The sequence below is a fragment of the Streptomyces scabiei 87.22 genome (assembly GCF_000091305.1).
Classification (GTDB): Bacteria; Actinomycetota; Actinomycetes; order Streptomycetales; family Streptomycetaceae; genus Streptomyces; species Streptomyces scabiei.
Genome location: NC_013929.1, coordinates 2,091,538 through 2,108,896, shown reverse-complemented (window position 1 = coordinate 2,108,896; position 17,359 = coordinate 2,091,538). Strand labels below are relative to the sequence as shown.

The following is a 17,359-nucleotide window of genomic DNA, read 5'->3' as shown; positions in this document are numbered from 1 at the left end:
AACAAAGTGTTCACTGAATGCCAACGACAAGCAGACGGCACCCGGGGCATTCTCGATCAAGCAAAGTCCCCGCCGGGTGCCCCACCCCTGGCGTCACCGCATCCCGCACGAGGGATCGCAGCGTCTCGGCCCTCTTGGGGGACGCTCACGAACTCGCCTGCTCCTCATTTGCTTGCAGGTTTCCGTGCAGGGTCATCATCGAACGGGGTTTGGCATGTTCATGCCTATTCAGTCGCGTCGTCTGCTCACCACTGCCATCGTCGTCCTCACCTCCCTCGGCGCCAGCACCGCGGGAACGCTTTCGGCCCAGGCCGCCCCCACCGATTCCGACCCGGCTGCCACCGCGCCGAGCGGATACGGCAGCCCGGGCCAGGGCCCGGTCACCCCGGTGCAGACGGGTGCACAGTCGTTGAGCGCCACCGCCAGTGCCCTGGCCCCCGCCATATCGCGAGCCGAGGTCATCAGCCGTGCCAAGTCCTGGGTGGGCAGGGGGCTGGACTACAACCAGGGCGCCTACTACCAGGGCTACCGCATGGACTGTTCCGGGTACGTCTCCATGGCCTGGAACCTGAGCTCCTCGCTCACCACCGACACCTTCGCCGGCAGGGGCGTCACGACGACGATCACCAAGAGCCAACTTCGCGCCGGCGACGCCCTGCTGGACGACGACGGCGGCAACAGCGGGCATGTCGTGCTCTTCGAGAAGTGGACGGATTCCTCCAAGTCCTCCTACATGGGCCTGGAGTTCTCCAGCACCGGTGTCCACTACCGCGAGATTCCCTACCCCTACTTCTCCGGCTTCGGCCCGTACGTCCCCGTCCGCAACAAGTCCATCACCGACACCGGCGGTGGCGCCCACGACTTCACGGGTGATGGGCGTGATGATCTGGCGTCGGTGGGTGCGGACGGTGTGTTGCGGGTCTATGGCAATGAGGGGGTGGGCAGGTACGACACCGTTGAGCTGGGTGGTGGCTGGAGCCCGATGAACAAGGTCGCGGCAGCCGATTTCAACGCGGACGGCAAGGGTGATCTCGTCGCGGTCAACAAGGACAGCGGAGCGCTCTTCCTTTATCTCGGTAAGGGTGACGGGCATTTCAGCGCGGCTGTGCAGATCGGGCAGGGCTGGCAGAGCATGTCCTCCGTGGTGGCCGGTGACTTCACCGGTGACGGCAAGGCCGACATCGTCGCCGTGGACGCCAATTCCAATCTGCAGCTGTATTCCGGCACGGGCACCGATGTGAACCACACCAAGCAGATTGGGCAGGGCTGGTCGGGCATGACCAACCTGGCCGCGGGAGACGTCAACGGCGACGGCCGTGCCGACATCGTCGCGATGAACAGGACCACCGGCGACATCCACCTCTACAAGGGCGACTCCTCCGGCGTCACCTCGGCAGGTGTCATCGGCACCAACTTCACTGCCATGAACCGTCTCACCGTCGCCGACATCAACGACGACGGCAAAGCCGACGTCGTCACCACCCACGCCACCAGCGGCGACCTCTACCTCTACACCAGCAGCGGCACCGACCTCACCGGCGCAGGCACCATCGGCCACGGCTGGAACACCATCCAGAACCTCATCTAGGCAGCCCGGAAGGCGATCGCCCCTGCTGCACAGGACATGGTGCCGGGGCAGGGATAGATTGGCAGAGGAAGGGCGTTCGGCCGACCCGGAACTCTTCTGACCGGTTCGGCAGGGCGGAATCTCATGCGGCCGGTCAGTCGCCGCCGACGGGGGAAGCGTCTTGTTGCCCGGCCCTGACCGCAGGGATCGATGCATTATGTCGGACGTAAAGGTCATGTGGACCGGGCTCGAATGCCAGATTCGTCAGGAAGCGGAAGACGAGGTCTTCGGCACGGTCCAGTTGATAGCGGGCACGAATCCGCAGCCCGTGATCAAGTTCCCGGACAGCGGCGGCGGGAAGTACGTCTTCGGGCCCCCGGGCCTGCGGATGGTCGCCGTCCAGCAGCCGCTCTATTCCGGCCCCGCGCAGGATCTCACGGTGTCCGCGACGCTGGTGGAATTCGACTCCGGCGACGTGACGGAGGAGAAGAAAGTCATAGCGGAAGCCGTCTCCAAGGCGGCTTCCGCCGCCGTCGCCGTCTTCGCCGGGGGCGGAGTGGCCACCGTGGCCACTCCCCTGATCGGGCTCCTGTCCACGGCTTTCGTCGATCTCGTCGCCGACCTGTTCGGCGTCAAGGACGACCCCTACAACCCGGGGGCGATCGCCCTGTCCAAGGACCAGCTCCTGACCGCCGACTCCCGCCGCCAGACCCGAACCCGCCCCGATGACCCGCGGAGCCTGCAGTTCACCGACACCATCGTCCTCACCGGCGTGGACGACGCCGGCGACATCGGGAAGTACGTCTTCTACCTGGACGTCCGGAGCGCGGGGCCCGGCTCGGGCACGCCGGACGGCATCGGCACTCCCACGGTGCGTCAGGGTGCCCAAGGAGAGGCCGTACGCAAACTCCAGCGACTGCTGAACGGGCACGTACCCGATCTGCCCTCCCTGGCCGTCGACGGCGACTTCGGGCCCGCGACGGACGCCCGGGTGCGCGAGTACCAGCGACGCGTCGAGATCATCGTCGACGGCATAGTCGGCCCCCAGACCTGGGGCATGCTGACGGACGGCGAGCTGGCGCAGGAGGCCTCCGCCGGTACCCCCACCCTGCAGCAGGGCTCGCACGGCCCCGCGGTACGGAAGCTGCAGCGGCTGCTGAACGATCACCTGCCGGACTTGCAGCTTGCCGTCGACGGCCGCTTCGGCCCGGTCACGGACGGCCGCGTCCGCCAGTTCCAGCAGCGCTTCGCCATCGTGGTCGACGGCATCGTCGGACCGCAGACCTGGGGCCACCTCACGCAGTAGGGAAAGACCTCAAGAGCCGACTTCACGGCGGCGGTTCAGAGCCAGTCCCGTCGCTTGAAGATGACGTACAGGCTGGTGCAGACGACCGCCATCAGGACGATCGCGAAGGGATAGCCGAAGACCCAGCGCAACTCCGGCATGTGCCTGAAGTTCATCCCGTAGATCGTCCCGACCAGCGTCGGGGCGAAGAGAATCGCCGCCCACGAGGAGATCTTCTTGATCTCCTCGTTCTGTTCGAAGCCCGCCTCCGCCAACGCCCTCATCTCCGCGTTCTGTTGTTGCGTGACGAGGGTGGCGTTCACCGTGAGGATCTCGGTGAGGGCCTGGCGGAAGCCGTCGACGCGTTCGCTGGTGTGGGTGACGTGGTCGGCGACGTCGCGGAGATAGCGCTGGAGTTCGTCGTCCGTCTCGTACTTGGTGAAGCCGGCCATGAGGCCGTGGAGCATGCCGACCAGGGGGCGGGTGGCGCGCTGGAACTCGACCATCTCGCGGGAGAGTTCGTAGATGCGCCGGGAGACCGCGGGGTCGCCGCGGAAGACCTCCGTCTCGATCTCGTCGACGTCGTTCTGCACCCCGGCGACGACGGGTGCGTACCCGTCGACCACCGCGTCGAGGATGGCGTAGAGGACCGCCTCGGGGCCGAGCCTCAGCAGCTCCGGGGTCTCCTCCATGCGGCGGCGGACGGCCGACAGGTCCGGTGCCGCGCCGTGCCGGACCGTGATGACGAAGTCCGGGCCGACGAAGACGTGCAGCTCGCCGAAGTCGACCTCCTCGGAGGCGTCCAGGTAGCGGGCGGCGCGCAGGACGACGAAGAGGGTGTCGCCGTAGCGCTCCAGCTTGGGACGCTGATGGGCCTCCATCGCGTCCTCCACGGCGAGCGGGTGGAGGTCGAACTCGGCCGCCAAAGAGAGCAGTTCGCCCTCGGTCGGGCGCGCCAGCCCGATCCACGCCATCCCGGCCGGCGCCTCCCGCAGCTCGCGGTAGGTGTCGGCCAGCGTGGCGGGGGAGGAGACACGCACGCCGTCCTGGTACAGGGCCGCCTCCACCACGCTGGCCGCCCGTTCGGCCGGGGTCCCCTCCGCCGGTTCGCGGGTCCGGGACGCGGGCGGCACGGGTGGTGTCGTCGGAGGAGGCAGGGCGCGGCGCCAGCCGGACCTCCGGTCGCCCTTCCGGGCGGAACCGGCACTCCCGGCGGCCGGGCGTGCGCGTCGATCGGCCATCGCGGATGCCTCCCGAGGTGCGCGTACACGTACGACTGTGCGATCACCGAGCAGGATATACGGGGCAAACGGTCAGAGGGTGGAGAGAGGCGGCGAGGGGCGGCGAGGGGCGGCGAGGGGCCGGTCGTGGGTGCTCCGGGGGCGCCCGGGCAGTGCGGCGACGGTGTCCCGGGCACATCGGAGACACCGGCCGCGTCGAGGAGCGGGGTTGCGGACAGAATCTGTCCGCAACCCCCGCTAGCGTGCACAGCATGACGAACAAGGCGACCCAGACGGCCCCCCGGATCGGCACCCGCGCGCTCAACCGCGCGACCCTGGCGCGCCAGCTCCTGCTGCGCCGGGAGCCTCTGTCCGCCCACGCCGCCCTCACCCACCTCCTTGGGCTCCAGGCACAGAACGTACGGCCGCCGTACTACGCCCTCGCCGCCCGGCTGGACGGCTTCGCGCCCGAGCACTTGTCGGCGCTGATGGCCGACCGGAAGGCCGTACGCATCGTCACCATGCGGTCCACGATCCACACGCACACCGCCGAGGACTGCCTCAGCCTGCGGCCGCTGGTGCAGCCGGCCCGGGAGCGGGAGCTGAACATGTTCCGCAAGGGGCTGGCCGGGGTCGACCTCGAACGGCTGGAGACGATCGCGCGGGAACTCGTCGAGGAGCAGCCGCGCACCCTGAAGCAGTTGCGCGAGGCGCTGATCGTGGAGTGGCCCGACGCCGACCCGTTCGCCCTCGGTCTGGCCGCCCGCTGCCGGCTGCCGCTCGTGCAGGTCACCCCGCGCGGTCTGTGGGGCAGGAGCGGGCAGGTCGCCCTGACCACCGCCGAGCACTGGCTCGGCCGCCCGGCCGAGGCGGCACCCGCCCCGGAGACCGTCGTCCGGCGCTATCTCGCCGCCTTCGGACCCGCCTCCGTCAAGGACATGCAGGCCTGGGCCGGAGTGACCCGCCTGCGCGAGGCGTTCGAGCGCCTGCGCCCGGAGCTGCTCGTCCTGCGCGACGACCGCGGTACCGAGCTGTTCGACCTTCCGGACGCGCCCCGCCCGGACCCGGAGACCCCGGCGCCGCCCCGGCTCCTCCCGGAGTTCGACAACCTGCTCCTCTCCCACGCCGACCGCTCCCGGGTGGTCCCGCCGGACCTCAAGGGCCGTTCCTGGCAGGGGAACCAGGCCTACCGCACCTTCCTCGTCGACGGTTTCCTGGCCGGCCTCTGGAAGCTCGGCGACGGCGCCCTCACCCTCGAACCGTTCGGCCCGCTCACCCGGGAGCAGCGGGCCGACCTGGTGACGGAGGCGGAGCGCACGCTCACGACGCTGCGCGAGGACGCGGGCGGCGCGGACCCCGACGGCACCGTCCACGACATCCGTTTCGGCACCGTGGCCGGCTGACAGCGGGCATGGAGAGGGGGCGCCGCGAACCGCTCGTGGCAGGTTCGCGGCGCCCCCTGTGAGTTCCCGGGGACGTGCCCCGGGAGCCTGTCGGCTCGCGCCCGGCCCCGGTTACGAGGCGATCTGCGCGGCCACCGTGCTGGAGAAGGTGGTCAGGCGGGTGTAGATGCCGGGGAACCCGGCGTCCGCGCACCCCTCGCCCCAGGAAGTGATGCCTGCCAGGACGCCCCCGATGAGCAGGGGACCGCCGCTGTCGCCCTGGCAGGTGTCGACGCCGCCGGAGGTGTATCCGGCGCAGACCATGTCGCTCGCGATGAAGTCGGAGCCGTAGGAGGTGCGGCAGCTGGAGTCGGACACCAGCGGGACGGTCGCGGTGCGCAGCTGGTTGGAGGAGCTGCCGTTCGATGCGGTGGCTCCCCAGCCGAGGATGCGGGCGGTGGTGCCGGCCGCGTAGACGCCCGTGTTCGAGGACGAGACGTACTTCGCCGTGGTGTACGGCATCGCCGTGGACAGGGTCAGCACGGCGACGTCGTCACCCGTCTTGACGTCCCGGAAGCTCGGGTGGACCCATATCCTGCTCACCCGGCTGACCGTGCCGTTGGTGCCGTTGGCGTAGGTGCGGCCACCGACGACCCTGACACTGCTGGTGGTCTCGCCCTCCATGCAGTGCGCGGCGGTGATCACCTTGGTGGGCGAGACGAGGGTGCCCCCGCAGAACTGGTCCTGAGCGGCGTCCGTGATCTGCATGACGAAGGGGTACGCGGACGCCGTGGTCGTCGTGCCGCCCACGATGGGCTGGGGAGCGGCGGCGGCGCCCGGCGCGGTGAGCAGCGCGGCCGCGGCGGCGGCAGCGGTGACCGTCGCGGTCGCCATCGACTTCTTGACGCGGTTGAGCCCGAACATGGTGCTCCTGATGGGGAGTTGCCGGTGGGGATACGCGCGGGTGGGGGGTGGAGCACAGAGCCTGCGGTGCCGCCCCCGCTCGGGGGAGCCGAGCGGGGGCGGCGGGCCGGTCTGTGTGCCCTGGCGTGCGGCACGTCACAAAAAATAGGAGCGGGAGGGATCGCCTCCCAAGGGGGGATCCCCCTAGGGGAGTTGGGGAGGGAAAACCCTCGATGACCCGGGCCGGGGTTTGAGCCTAGGCTGGAGCCGCAAGGTCGCCGCGCGCTCGTGGTCCCGCCGGGGCGCGGCAGACGGGACGGGGACGACAGGGCCCGGGTCCCGGGAGAAGGGACTCGTCATCCGGTGCCGGGGAGGTCAGTTCGTACGGTGTCCCGCCGCCAGTCGCACGATGTCCACACGCGACCGGATGCCCAGCTTCCGGTAGACGCGCGTCAGGGTCGCCTCGACCGTCTTCACGCTGATGTACAGCCGGCCGGCGATCTCCCGGTTGGTCGCGCCCTCCATGACCAGCTCCGCGACCTGCCGTTCGGTCGCCGCGAGCACGGCGAGGGCGTCCAGCGCCGAAGGGGCGATCGCGGGCTGCGGCGGGGGCGCCGGGACGACGGACGCCTCCTCCGCCCGGCGCAGCCAGGGCAGGGCGCGGCAGCGGCGGAAGAGCCGGGACGCCTCGTCGTACGAACCGGGCCCGGAGGCCGGCGCCGCCCCCGGCCGGGCGAGGCCGGGTCCCTGCGGCAGGGCGCGCAGCCCCGCCAGGGCGAACGCGGCCCGCGCCTCCTCCAGGCCGTAGCTCAGCTTGGCCAGCCGGTCCTGTGCCGACGTCAACTGCCGTACGGCGGCGTCCTGTTCACCGCGTGCCGCGCGGACCAGCGCCTCGGCCCGGTCGAGTACGGCGAGCACGCTCTCCCGGCCGAGCCGCAGGGCCTGCTGCCGGGTGACGTCGATGACGTCCTGTGCCTCCGTCAACTCGCCCACCCGCACCAGCGCTTCGGCGAGGTCGCCGTGCCACCGGCCGCGCGCGGGGTCGTAGATCCCCAGCCCGTCCTCCAACTCCCGTACGCGGCGCAGGGACTGCACCGTGCCCGGGGCGTCCCCGGCCACCAGCTGGGCGTGCCCGAGGGCCCCCAGGGCGCGGGAGAGGTACATCAGGTCGCCGTCCTGCTCGGCGCGGTCGGCGGCCTCGCGGGCCAGCGCCCGGGCCCGCTCCACATCACCGCCCGCGGCCTCCGCCAGCGAGGTGAGCATCGCGGACGCACCCTCGCCGATACCGGAGTCGCGGGCCAGGACGTACCCCTCGCGGGCGAGGTCGAGCGCCCGGCCGCAGTGCCCGGAGCGCAGCTCGGTCTCGGCGAGGAAGCGCACGTAGTGCACCTCGCTCTCGACCATGCCGCGCCGGCGCACCTCGCGCAGCAGCGAGGTGATCGTGGCGCGGGCCTCGCCGAGCTGGTCGCTCATCATCAGCCAGCGGAAGCGGGTCGCGCCCGCCCCGTTGTGGTGGCAGGCCAGCTGCGGGTCCTGCGGCTCCTTCAGTGCCCGCTTGATCGTCATGGGCGCGTCCGGGTGGCCCATCAGCATCTCGGTCTGCGCCTGGAAGGAGAGCGCGAGCAGCTCGGTGCGCCGGTCCTCGGCCCGCGCCGCCAGCTCCGCGGCCCGGGCGGCCTCCTCCCGGCTCTGGGCGAAGTCGCCTTCGAGGACCAGGGCGCGCCAGGCGAGCTGATAGCGGACCAGGCCGAGCAGCCGCGGGTCGTCGCCCGCGTCGGCGAGGACCTGCGGGTACACGGCGTCGACCTCGGCGAGCGACTGCCCGGCCGCGTCGATCACCACCATCCAGGCGCGGACCCGCTCGGCGGGCTCGGTGGCCCGGCTCAGTACCTCACGGGCGATGTCCCGGCCGAGGTCGTTCTCCCCGGCGGTCAGCGCGTCCTCGGCGGCCTGCAGCCGCCGTTCGTCGGGACCCGGCGTCGCGTCCGCCGGGGTGCGCCGGGCCGCGAGGAGCCCCAGCTCGGCGGCGACCGAGGGCGCGCCCCGGTCCCGGGCCACGGCCGCGGCCTCGCCCAGCCGCGCGGCGACCAGCGGATCGGCGCCGTGGGTGGACAGCGCCAGGTGCCGGGCCCGCTCGATGGGGTCGACGGCGGCGGTGGACAGCGCGGCGTGGGCGGCCCGCCGCTCCTGGGCGGTCGCCTCGGCGTACAGCGCGGCGGACACCAGGGGGTGCGCGAACCGCACGCCAGGGCCCTCGCGCTCCGGGGCGAGCAGCCCCAGCTCGACGGCCTGCGCGGCCTCCGCCTCGGCGTTCTCCCGCCCGGCGGCGCGCAGCAGCGCCACGGTGGGCCGGGCACCGGCACTGGCCACGAGCAGGGTGCGGCGCGCCTCGGCCGAGAGCATGTCCAGCCGGTTCAGGACCAGGGTCCGCAGCGAGGTCGGCACCGGCAGCTGCTCGCCGGGACGCGGCGGCGTCGGACTGTCGGCGAGGGCGCGGCCGAGTTCCAGGGCGAAGAGCGGGTTGCCGCCGCTGGTGCGGTGGATGTCGCGTACGGCGGAGCGGGGCAGCCCGGTGTAGCCGCGGTTCTCCAGCAGCTCGGCGACGTGCGTCCGGGACAGCGGGGTGAGCCGGAGGGCGAGGGTGTCGGGCGGGGACGCGCGTAGATACCTGTCCTGTTCGTGACCGTGCGGGTCCGTCGACGTGCGCACGGCGCACAGCATGCGCACCGGCAGCTCGCCCAGCCGCCGCGCCGCGAAGCCGAGCAGCTCGACACTGGCCGGATCCAGCCACTGCAGGTCGTCCGCGACGATGAGTACCGGGCCCTTGGCGGCCAGGGCGCGCAGCGTCGACAGCACCGCCAGCCGGAGCGCGAGTCCGTCGCGCTGGAGGGTGGACTCGCCACGGCCGGTGAGCGCGGACTCCAGCGCGGTGCGCTGCGGGGCGGGCAGCTGGTCGGACACCTCGTCCAGGACCAGCCCGAGCAGGTCGGTCAGGGCGAGGAACGGCAGATGCGACTCGGACTCGGTGGCCGAGCAGCGCAGCACCGTCCGGGCCGATTCCTCCTCGGCGGCGGCCAGGGCGCGCAGGATCGTCGACTTCCCGATCCCCGCGGAGCCGTGCACGAGCACGCTGCCGCCCCGTGCCAGCTGCTCACGCGCCCCGGCGAACAGCTCCTCCCGGCCAATGACCAGGTCGGGGCGGGGTCTCCCAGGCTCCTTGTACTCCCGTCGCACGGGCCACCGCTCCCCTCGAGTGTCGTGTCCGGGCCAATATTAGGCGTCCTGTCTTTGAATTTCGGAACGTAGGCCCGGTGTGGGAAATAACAGGAAGGGTACGGCATAAGGAATTTCACATGCCCGTTACATGAAAGCCCGCCTCCGCAACGCCCTCGTCACGGGACACTCCAGCCCCGTCCGGCACGTCCCCCCGGCCCTCGCGGCACGGACCGCCGGCCCCGCAGCGCGTCCCGTCGCCCACCTCCCGCGCGAGCGCCCACCTCCCGTGCGAGCGCCCACCTCCCGTGCGAGCGCCCGCTACGGCAGCAGTCCCGCCCGGCGGGCGGCCACCACCGCCTCCAGACGGGTGTGCGCCCCCAGCTTGCGCATGGCCGACCGCAGATACGCCTTCACGGTCTCCGGACGCAGTCCCAGCCGCTGCGCCGCGACCGCGTTCGTCGCCCCCATCGCCACACAGGCCAGCACATCCACCTCACGCGCGGTGAGGGCGACCCGCTCGCCGCCGTCCCGGACGGGCGCGGCCGGACCGGCGGCGTCCTCCCCGGAGGCGGACGCGCCCGCCAGCCGCCCGCACACCCGCAGCAGCTCGGCCCGCAGCCCCGGATCGTCGATGCGCGGGGCCAGCGCGCGCAGCGCCCCGTGCGCCTCACGGACCTCCTCCCACGCCCCGGCCGAGTTCCCGTGCGCGGTGCCCGCCCGGGCCGTGGCCAGCAGGTTCCGTGCCTCGTCGCGCACCACCAGCGACTGCTCCAGGTCCCGTGCCGCGTCCAGCGCGGCCCCCACCGTGCGGTCGCCCAGCGGCTGGGCCGCACGCAGCGCGCCGTACAGCACCCCGCGCACCTGACGGCGCACGACGACGGGTACCGCCAGGACCGAGCGGATGCCCTCGGCGGCGACGGCGGCGTCGTACTCGTGGCTGATCTGCCGTGACAGTGAGTAGTCGGTCACCCAGCAGGGACGGGCCAGCGCCACCGTCTTGCCGCCGAGGCCGTTGCCGGAGTGCACGGCGAGGCCCTGGAGCGCCGTCGTGCGGTTGCCCTGGAGTTCACTGATGCGCAGTTGCCCGGGGCCGGGCTCGACCAGCCCGGCGAAGGCGAGCGGCAGGCCGGTGGCCTGCCGCAGCGTGCGCAGCGCGTCCCGCAGGTCCGCCCCGCCCGGCCGTGCCGTCCCGACGGAGTCCGAGGGTTCCGATGCCACGAACGCACCCCTTCCGCGCGGCGCACCCCCGTTCGGGGGTGGTGAGACGTGTATCACGCATTACACGATGTCGGGCAACGGTCCGGCAATGAGGAGGACACATGTCGGCGAGGACGAGCGCCACGGACGAGTTCCGGGCGGCCCGGGACTTCCTGCTGGCCCATCGTGAGGACTACGCCACGGCCTACCGGGGTTTCACCTGGCCGCGCCCGGAGTACTTCAACTGGGCGCTCGACTGGTTCGACGTGATCGCACGAGGGAACGACCGCACCGCCCTGCACATCGTCGAGGAGGACGGCACCGAGACCGTCGTCTCCTTCGCCGAGATGTCCGCACGCTCCTCCCGGGTCGCCAACCGGCTGCGGGACCGGGGGGTGCGCGCCGACGACCGCATCCTCGTGATGCTCGGCAACCAGGCGGAGCTGTGGGAGACGGCCCTCGCCGCGATGAAGCTGCGGGCGGTCGTCATCCCCGCCACCCCGCTGCTCGGCCCCGCCGACCTGCGCGACCGGGTGGAGCGCGGCCGGGTGAAGCATGTGATCGTACGGGCCGAGGACGCCCCCAAGTTCGAGGACGTGCCCGGCCGTTACACCCGGACGACCGTCGGCGGCACGGTGGACGGCTGGCGGCCGTACGAGGAGGCGTACGCGGCCCCCGCCCGCTTCGAGCCGAACGGGCCGACCAACGCCACCGACCCGCTGATGCTGTACTTCACCTCGGGCACGACCGCCCGTCCCAAACTGGTCGAGCACACCCATGTGTCCTACCCCGTGGGCCACTTGGCGACCATGTACTGGATCGGTCTGAAGCCGGGCGACGTGCACCTCAACATCTCCTCGCCCGGCTGGGCCAAGCACGCCTGGTCCAACCTCTTCGCGCCCTGGAACGCGGAGGCGACGGTGTTCATCCACAACTACACCCGCTTCGACGCGGGACGGCTGCTGTCGGAGATGGACCGTGCGGGGGTCACCACCTTCTGCGCCCCGCCGACCGTGTGGCGGATGCTCATCCAGGCCGACCTCGCTCAGCTGAAGACCCCGCCCCGTGAGGTCGTCGCCGCCGGTGAACCCCTCAACCCCGAGGTCATCGAACAGGTGCGCCGCGCCTGGGGCGTGGACATCCGGGACGGCTTCGGCCAGACCGAGACCGCCGTGCAGGTCTCCAACAGCCCCGGCCAGCCGCTGAAGACCGGCTCGATGGGCCGGCCGGGCCCGGGCTTCAAGGTGGTCCTCCTCGACCCCGTCTCGGGCGCCCCAGGTGCCGACGAGGGAGAGATCGCCCTCGACCTCTCCAACCGCCCGGTCGGCCTGATGACGGGCTATCACGGAGACCCGGACCGTACGGCCGAGGCGATGGCCGGCGGCTTCTACCGCACCGGCGACATCGGCGCGCGCGACGCGGACGATTACATCACCTACGTGGGACGCGCCGACGACGTGTTCAAGGCGAGCGACTACAAGATCAGCCCCTTCGAGCTGGAGAGCGCCCTGCTGGAGCACGACGCGGTCGCCGAGGCGGCCGTCGTGCCCGCGCCGGACGAGGTGCGCCTCGCCGTGCCGAAGGCGTACATCGTGCTGGCGGCCGGCTGGGAGCCGGGCCCGGACACCGCGAAGGTCCTGTTCGAGCACTCCCGGACCGTCCTCGCGCCCTACAAGCGGCTGCGCCGCCTGGAGTTCGGCGAACTGCCGAAGACCGTGTCGGGCAAGATCCGCCGTATCGCGCTGCGCGAGGCCACCGCGGCGGGTTCGGACGCGGAGTACCGCGAGGAGGACTTCCGGTGAGCGGCGAACCGTCGTACACGCACGGGACGAGCGCGACCGCCCTGCTCGGCGACACCATCGGAGACAATCTAGACCGGGCCGTCGTCGCCTGGCCGGACCGTGAGGTCCTCGTCGACGTACCGTCCGGCCGCCGCTGGACGTACGCCCGCTTCGCCGCCGACGTCGACGCGCTGGCGTACGGGCTGCTCGCGAGCGGCATCGCCAAGGGCGACCGGGTCGGCATCTGGGCCGTCAACTGCCCGGAGTGGGTGCTCGTCCAGTACGCCACCGCCCGCATCGGCGCGATCATGGTGAACATCAACCCCGCCTACCGCACGCACGAGGTCGAGTACGTCCTCCACCAGGCGGGCGTCGGCCTGCTGTTCGCCTCGCAGAGCCACAAGGGGTCCGACTACCGGGCGATGGTCGAGCAGGTGCGGGGCCGGTGCCCGAAATTGAGGGAGACCGTCTTCATCGGCGACCCCGGCTGGGACGCGCTGATCGCCCGCGGGACGCCGGTGCCGTACGAGGAGCTGTCCTGCGACGACCCGATCAACATCCAGTACACCTCGGGCACTACGGGCTTCCCCAAGGGGGCCACCCTCTCCCATCACAACATCCTCAACAACGGGTACTTCGTGGGGGAGTCGCTCGCCTACACCGAGCAGGACCGGATCTGCGTGCCCGTGCCGTTCTACCACTGCTTCGGCATGGTGATGGGCAACCTCGCGGCGACCTCGCACGGCGCCTGTGTCGTCATCCCGGCCCCCTCCTTCGACCCGGGGGCCACCCTGGAGGCCGTCCGGCAGGAGCGCTGCACCTCCCTGTACGGCGTCCCGACCATGTTCATCGCGGAGCTGAACCTCCCCGACTTCGCCTCCTACGACCTCTCGTCCCTGCGCACCGGCATCATGGCGGGCTCGCCGTGCCCGGTGGAGGTGATGAAGCGGGTCGTCACCGAGATGCACATGCGGGAGGTCGCCATCTGCTACGGCATGACCGAGACCTCGCCCGTGTCCACCCAGACCCGGCGCGACGACGACCTGGAACACCGCACCGCCACCGTCGGCCGCGTCCTGCCGCACATCGAGGTGAAGGTCGTCGACCCGGTGACCGGCGTGACGCAACCACGCGGCACGGCAGGCGAGTTGTGCACCCGCGGCTACAGTGTGATGCTCGGCTACTGGAACGAGCCGGAGAAGACCGCCGAGGCCGTCGACGCCGGCCGGTGGATGCACACCGGCGATCTGGCGACCATGCGCGAGGACGGCTACGTCGAGATCGTGGGCCGGATCAAGGACATGATCATCCGGGGCGGCGAGAACATCTACCCGCGCGAGATCGAGGAGTTCCTGTACGGCCACCCGAAGATCGCCGACGTGCAGGTGGTGGGCGTGCCGCACGAGCGGTACGGCGAGGAGGTCCTGGCCTGTGTCGTCCCGCACGAGGGCGCCGAACCGCTCACCCTGGAGGAGCTGCGGGCCTACTGCGAAGGGCGGTTGGCGCACTACAAGATCCCGAGCGCGCTGCGCGTCCTGGACTCCTTCCCGATGACGGTGTCCGGGAAGGTGCGGAAGATCGAGCTGCGGGAGCGGTACGCCACCGGGTAGCCGCCGCGCACCGGGCGCCCCCGGGCTCCCGCGTACCGAGCGCCCCTCTCAGGCCCCCGCTCCCGGGGCGACCAGCTCCGTCGCCGCGCCGTTCACCGGCTGCGGGGTGCCCGTGAGGTCCAGCACGAACAGACAGACGCCCAGGCCGTCGGCGCGGTCGCGGGCGTCGTCGGTGTACCCGGCGAGGGAGAAGTAGGCGCAGCCGGCGGACTCCGTCATGGCGGTCAGCCACAGGCACTCGACGTCCCGGGCGCAGGCCGGGCGGACCGACGGGTCCACCTGGGCCAGCACACCCCGCGCGGCCAGGCCGATGCCGGACGGCTGCCGCTGGTCCGCGCGGCGGACGTCCCGGTAGCCCAGCCAGCGCAGATAGAGGGCGACGGCGGTGACCGCGTCGCGTGCCGTGCGGATGGTCAGGGGCCGGAAGTCCGCCCGGGGCCCGGCGGGCGCTCCGGCGGGGCCGGAGGCGGAGCCGGGTTTCCTTGCCGCCGGGGTGCCGGCCACGGGCACGCGCAGCACGGTCCCGCAGGCGCAGCCCAGCTCCGGGTGGGGCCACTGGCCGGTGCGTCCGCAGCCTCCGCAGCGGACGCTGATCCAGTCCTCGTCCCAGGTGTGGTGGGTGACGGAGGTGGCGCCGGCGCGGCGGTTCAGGGGCGGGGCGACCGGTGTGCCGCACGCGCAGGGATACGCCGGGGCGGCGTACGGGTGCTCCCGCCCGCAGTCCGGGCACCGCACCACCATGCTCTCGTCCATGCTCTCCACCCCACCACCGAGCGGCCTCGAAAACGCCTTCCCATAATCCTCCGGCCGGGGCCGCTCCGGCAGGCGAACACCCCGAGACGCCGCGGTGGATCCCCCGCCGCCCGTGCCCTTGACGCTCCCTGCCACCCCTCCTAATCTGATTCCAGATAGCAGAAAATACTTTCCGCATCATGGAAGTCAATCGAAGTGCGGAAACGTCAACCGACAGGATGACGGAAGTGCTCACCGCGGGGCGCGACGGGAGTGACTCCGGCAGCTGAAGCAGGAGTACGCAATGGCTCGTATGACCGCTGCCCGCGCGGCAGTCGAGATCCTCAAGCGCGAGGGTGTCCGTGACGCGTTCGGTGTCCCCGGCGCGGCGATCAACCCCTTCTACGCGGCCCTGAAGGCCGCCGGAGGCATCCGGCACACCCTCGCCCGGCACGTCGAGGGCGCCTCGCACATGGCCGAGGGATACACCCGCGCCCGCCCCGGCAACATCGGTGTGTGCGTCGGCACGTCCGGACCCGCGGGCACGGACATGATCACCGGGCTCTACTCGGCCATCGGCGACTCCGTGCCGATCCTCTGCATCACGGGCCAGGCACCCACGGCCGTGATCCACAAGGAGGACTTCCAGGCGGTCGACATCGCCTCCATCGCCAGGCCGGTCACCAAGATGGCCGTGACCGTGCTGGAGGCCGCGCAGGTCCCCGGCGTCTTCCAGCAGGCGTTCCACCTCATGCGCTCGGGGCGGCCGGGGCCGGTCCTCGTCGACCTCCCCGTCGACGTCCAGCTGACCGAGATCGAGTTCGATCCCGACACCTACGCGCCGCTCCCGGTCTACAAGCCGGCCGCCACCCGCGCCCAGATCGAGAAGGCGATGGGGCTGCTGAACGCCTCGCGGCGACCGCTGATCGTGGCGGGCGGCGGTGTCATCAACGCCGACGCCGCCGGACTGCTGGTGGAGTTCGCCGAGCTGACGGGTGTTCCGGTCGTGCCCACCCTGATGGGCTGGGGCGTCCTGCCCGACGACCACGAGCTGAACGCCGGCATGGTCGGTCTGCAGACCTCGCACCGCTACGGCAACGCGACCTTCCTGGAGTCCGACTTCGTCCTCGGCATCGGCAACCGCTGGGCCAACCGGCACACCGGGAAGCTGGACGTCTACACGGCCGGACGGAAGTTCGTCCACGTCGACATCGAGCCCACCCAGATCGGCCGGATCTTCGCCCCCGACTACGGCATCGCCTCCGACGCCGGGGCCGCGCTGGGGCTGTTCGTCACGGTGGCACGGGAGTTGCGGGAGGCCGGTCGGCTGCCGGACCGCTCCGCGTGGGCGGCCGCCGCACAGGACCGCAGGACCCGTCTGCAGCGCCGTACGCACTTCGACGACATCCCCATCAAGCCGCAGCGCGTCTACGAGGAGATGAACAGGGCCTTCGGTCCCGAGACCCGGTACGTCTCCACGATCGGGCTGTCCCAGATCGCCGGCGCCCAGATGCTGCACGTGTACCGCCCGCGCCACTGGATCAACTGCGGCCAGGCGGGACCCCTCGGCTGGACGGTCCCGGCCGCGCTGGGCGTCGCGAAGGCCGACCCGGAGGCGTCCGTCGTCGCCCTCTCCGGCGACTACGACTTCCAGTTCATGATCGAGGAGCTGGCGGTCGGGGCCCAGCACCGCATCCCGTACGTGCACGTCCTGGTCAACAACTCCTATCTGGGCCTCATCCGCCAGGCCCAGCGCGCCTTCGACATGGACTTCCAGGTCAACCTGGAGTTCGAGAACGTCAACTCGCCCGAGTTGGGCGTCTACGGCGTCGACCACGTCAAGGTCGCCGAGGGCCTCGGCTGCAAGGCGATCAGGGTGACCGACCCGGCCGACCTGGGCGCCGCCCTCGAACAGGCGAAGAAGCTCGCGGCGGAGTACCGGGTGCCGGTCGTCGTCGAGGCGATCCTGGAACGCGTCACCGACATCTCGATGTCGACGACGAACGACATCGGCAACGTGGTGGAGTTCGAGGAGACGGCGACGGAGCCGGGCCACGCGCCCACGTCGATCAGGCCGCTGCGGGTCTGAGGTCCCGCGAGGGCGTCGGGTGCGGCTCGTCCGGGGGCGGGCCGCATGCGTCGGGGCGAGCGGAACGGCTTACGGGAAGCGAAACGGCTGACGGGGGAGCGGGACGACGGACGGGAAGCGGGAAGCGGGACGACGGACGGGGGAGGCCCTGCGGTGGCACGGCCTCGCAGGATGCGAGCCCCTGTACCGTGCCGCCGCAGGGCCTCCCCCCGCCGCCCCCGGGTCTCCCCCGACCCCGGGCCCCCGATTCCCCCGTTTTCCTTGATCCCCCGTGCTTCCCCCGTGCCTCCGCGTTCCCCCGTGGAGGCTTCCCCCGTCGAGGCCCGCCGCCCCCGTGCCGGCGGGCCTCATGTGTCGAGAATGTGCCCTGTCTCACC

The 17,359-nt window shown here is 71.7% G+C and carries 11 protein-coding genes; 6 read left to right on the top strand and 5 right to left on the bottom strand.

Annotated features, from left to right (window positions below; translation table 11 throughout):
• The first annotated feature begins 214 nt into the window (after positions 1-214).
• Positions 215-1,588, top strand: a complete 1,374-nt coding sequence (locus SCAB_RS08845) for a C40 family peptidase (protein WP_012999720.1) — start codon at positions 215-217, stop codon at positions 1,586-1,588.
• Between the two features lie 196 nt (positions 1,589-1,784).
• A complete protein-coding gene (locus SCAB_RS44595) occupies positions 1,785-2,873 on the top strand; it encodes a peptidoglycan-binding domain-containing protein (protein ID WP_049875669.1) in 1,089 nt (362 codons plus the stop codon).
• A 35-nt stretch (positions 2,874-2,908) separates the two neighbouring features.
• Here SCAB_RS44595 and SCAB_RS08835 read toward each other — a convergent pair whose 3' ends face one another.
• Positions 2,909-4,093: a magnesium and cobalt transport protein CorA gene (locus SCAB_RS08835; protein ID WP_078580083.1), complete on the bottom strand. Its 1,185-nt coding sequence runs from the start codon at positions 4,091-4,093 to the stop codon at positions 2,909-2,911.
• A gap of 251 nt (positions 4,094-4,344) precedes the next feature.
• Between SCAB_RS08835 and SCAB_RS08830 the strand changes: the two genes are divergently transcribed.
• On the top strand, positions 4,345-5,475 hold the full coding sequence (locus SCAB_RS08830; RefSeq protein WP_012999717.1) for a winged helix DNA-binding domain-containing protein: 1,131 nt from the start codon (positions 4,345-4,347) through the stop codon (positions 5,473-5,475).
• 111 nt (positions 5,476-5,586) lie between these two features.
• On the opposite strand, the gene SCAB_RS08825 is transcribed toward SCAB_RS08830, so the two are convergent.
• From SCAB_RS08825 to SCAB_RS08815, 3 genes are all read right to left on the bottom strand, one after another.
• The gene (locus SCAB_RS08825; protein WP_012999716.1) at positions 5,587-6,378 is read right to left on the bottom strand and encodes a S1 family peptidase; all 792 of its coding nucleotides are present in this window, start codon (positions 6,376-6,378) and stop codon (positions 5,587-5,589) included.
• A gap of 354 nt (positions 6,379-6,732) precedes the next feature.
• Positions 6,733-9,591 carry a helix-turn-helix transcriptional regulator gene (locus tag SCAB_RS08820; protein WP_012999715.1) on the bottom strand — a complete coding sequence of 953 codons (2,859 nt, stop codon included), beginning with the start codon at positions 9,589-9,591 and terminating at the stop codon, positions 6,733-6,735.
• A gap of 300 nt (positions 9,592-9,891) precedes the next feature.
• Positions 9,892-10,791, bottom strand: coding sequence for a response regulator transcription factor (locus SCAB_RS08815; protein ID WP_012999714.1), 900 nt, complete (start codon positions 10,789-10,791; stop codon positions 9,892-9,894).
• 101 nt (positions 10,792-10,892) lie between these two features.
• On the opposite strand from SCAB_RS08815, the gene SCAB_RS08810 reads away from it, so the two are divergent.
• A complete protein-coding gene (locus SCAB_RS08810; RefSeq protein ID WP_012999713.1) occupies positions 10,893-12,572 on the top strand; it encodes an AMP-binding protein in 1,680 nt (559 codons plus the stop codon).
• Positions 12,569-14,161: an AMP-binding protein gene (locus SCAB_RS08805; RefSeq protein WP_012999712.1), complete on the top strand. Its 1,593-nt coding sequence runs from the start codon at positions 12,569-12,571 to the stop codon at positions 14,159-14,161. Before SCAB_RS08810 ends, SCAB_RS08805 begins: the two co-directional genes overlap by 4 nt.
• Before the next feature lie 48 nt (positions 14,162-14,209).
• Here SCAB_RS08805 and SCAB_RS08800 read toward each other — a convergent pair whose 3' ends face one another.
• Entirely contained in the window at positions 14,210-14,914 is a 705-nt protein-coding gene (locus tag SCAB_RS08800; RefSeq protein WP_041668978.1) for a hypothetical protein, read from the bottom strand.
• Between the two features lie 283 nt (positions 14,915-15,197).
• Between SCAB_RS08800 and gcl the strand changes: the two genes are divergently transcribed.
• Entirely contained in the window at positions 15,198-16,982 is a 1,785-nt protein-coding gene (gcl, locus tag SCAB_RS08795; RefSeq protein WP_041668977.1) for a glyoxylate carboligase, read from the top strand.
• Positions 16,983-17,359 lie beyond the last annotated feature (377 nt).

Excerpts from the sequence above, each read along its gene's own strand:
- SCAB_RS08845 (WP_012999720.1), top strand. The coding sequence starts at position 215 with ATGTTCATGCCTATTCAGTCGCGTCGTCTGCTCACCACTGCCATCGTC.
- SCAB_RS44595 (WP_049875669.1), top strand. The coding sequence starts at position 1,785 with ATGTCGGACGTAAAGGTCATGTGGACCGGGCTCGAATGCCAGATTCGT.
- SCAB_RS08835 (WP_078580083.1), bottom strand. The coding sequence starts at position 4,093 with ATGGCCGATCGACGCGCACGCCCGGCCGCCGGGAGTGCCGGTTCCGCC.
- SCAB_RS08830 (WP_012999717.1), top strand. The coding sequence starts at position 4,345 with ATGACGAACAAGGCGACCCAGACGGCCCCCCGGATCGGCACCCGCGCG.
- SCAB_RS08825 (WP_012999716.1), bottom strand. The coding sequence starts at position 6,378 with ATGTTCGGGCTCAACCGCGTCAAGAAGTCGATGGCGACCGCGACGGTC.
- SCAB_RS08810 (WP_012999713.1), top strand. The coding sequence starts at position 10,893 with ATGTCGGCGAGGACGAGCGCCACGGACGAGTTCCGGGCGGCCCGGGAC.
- SCAB_RS08800 (WP_041668978.1), bottom strand. The coding sequence starts at position 14,914 with ATGGACGAGAGCATGGTGGTGCGGTGCCCGGACTGCGGGCGGGAGCAC.
- gcl (WP_041668977.1), top strand. The coding sequence starts at position 15,198 with ATGGCTCGTATGACCGCTGCCCGCGCGGCAGTCGAGATCCTCAAGCGC.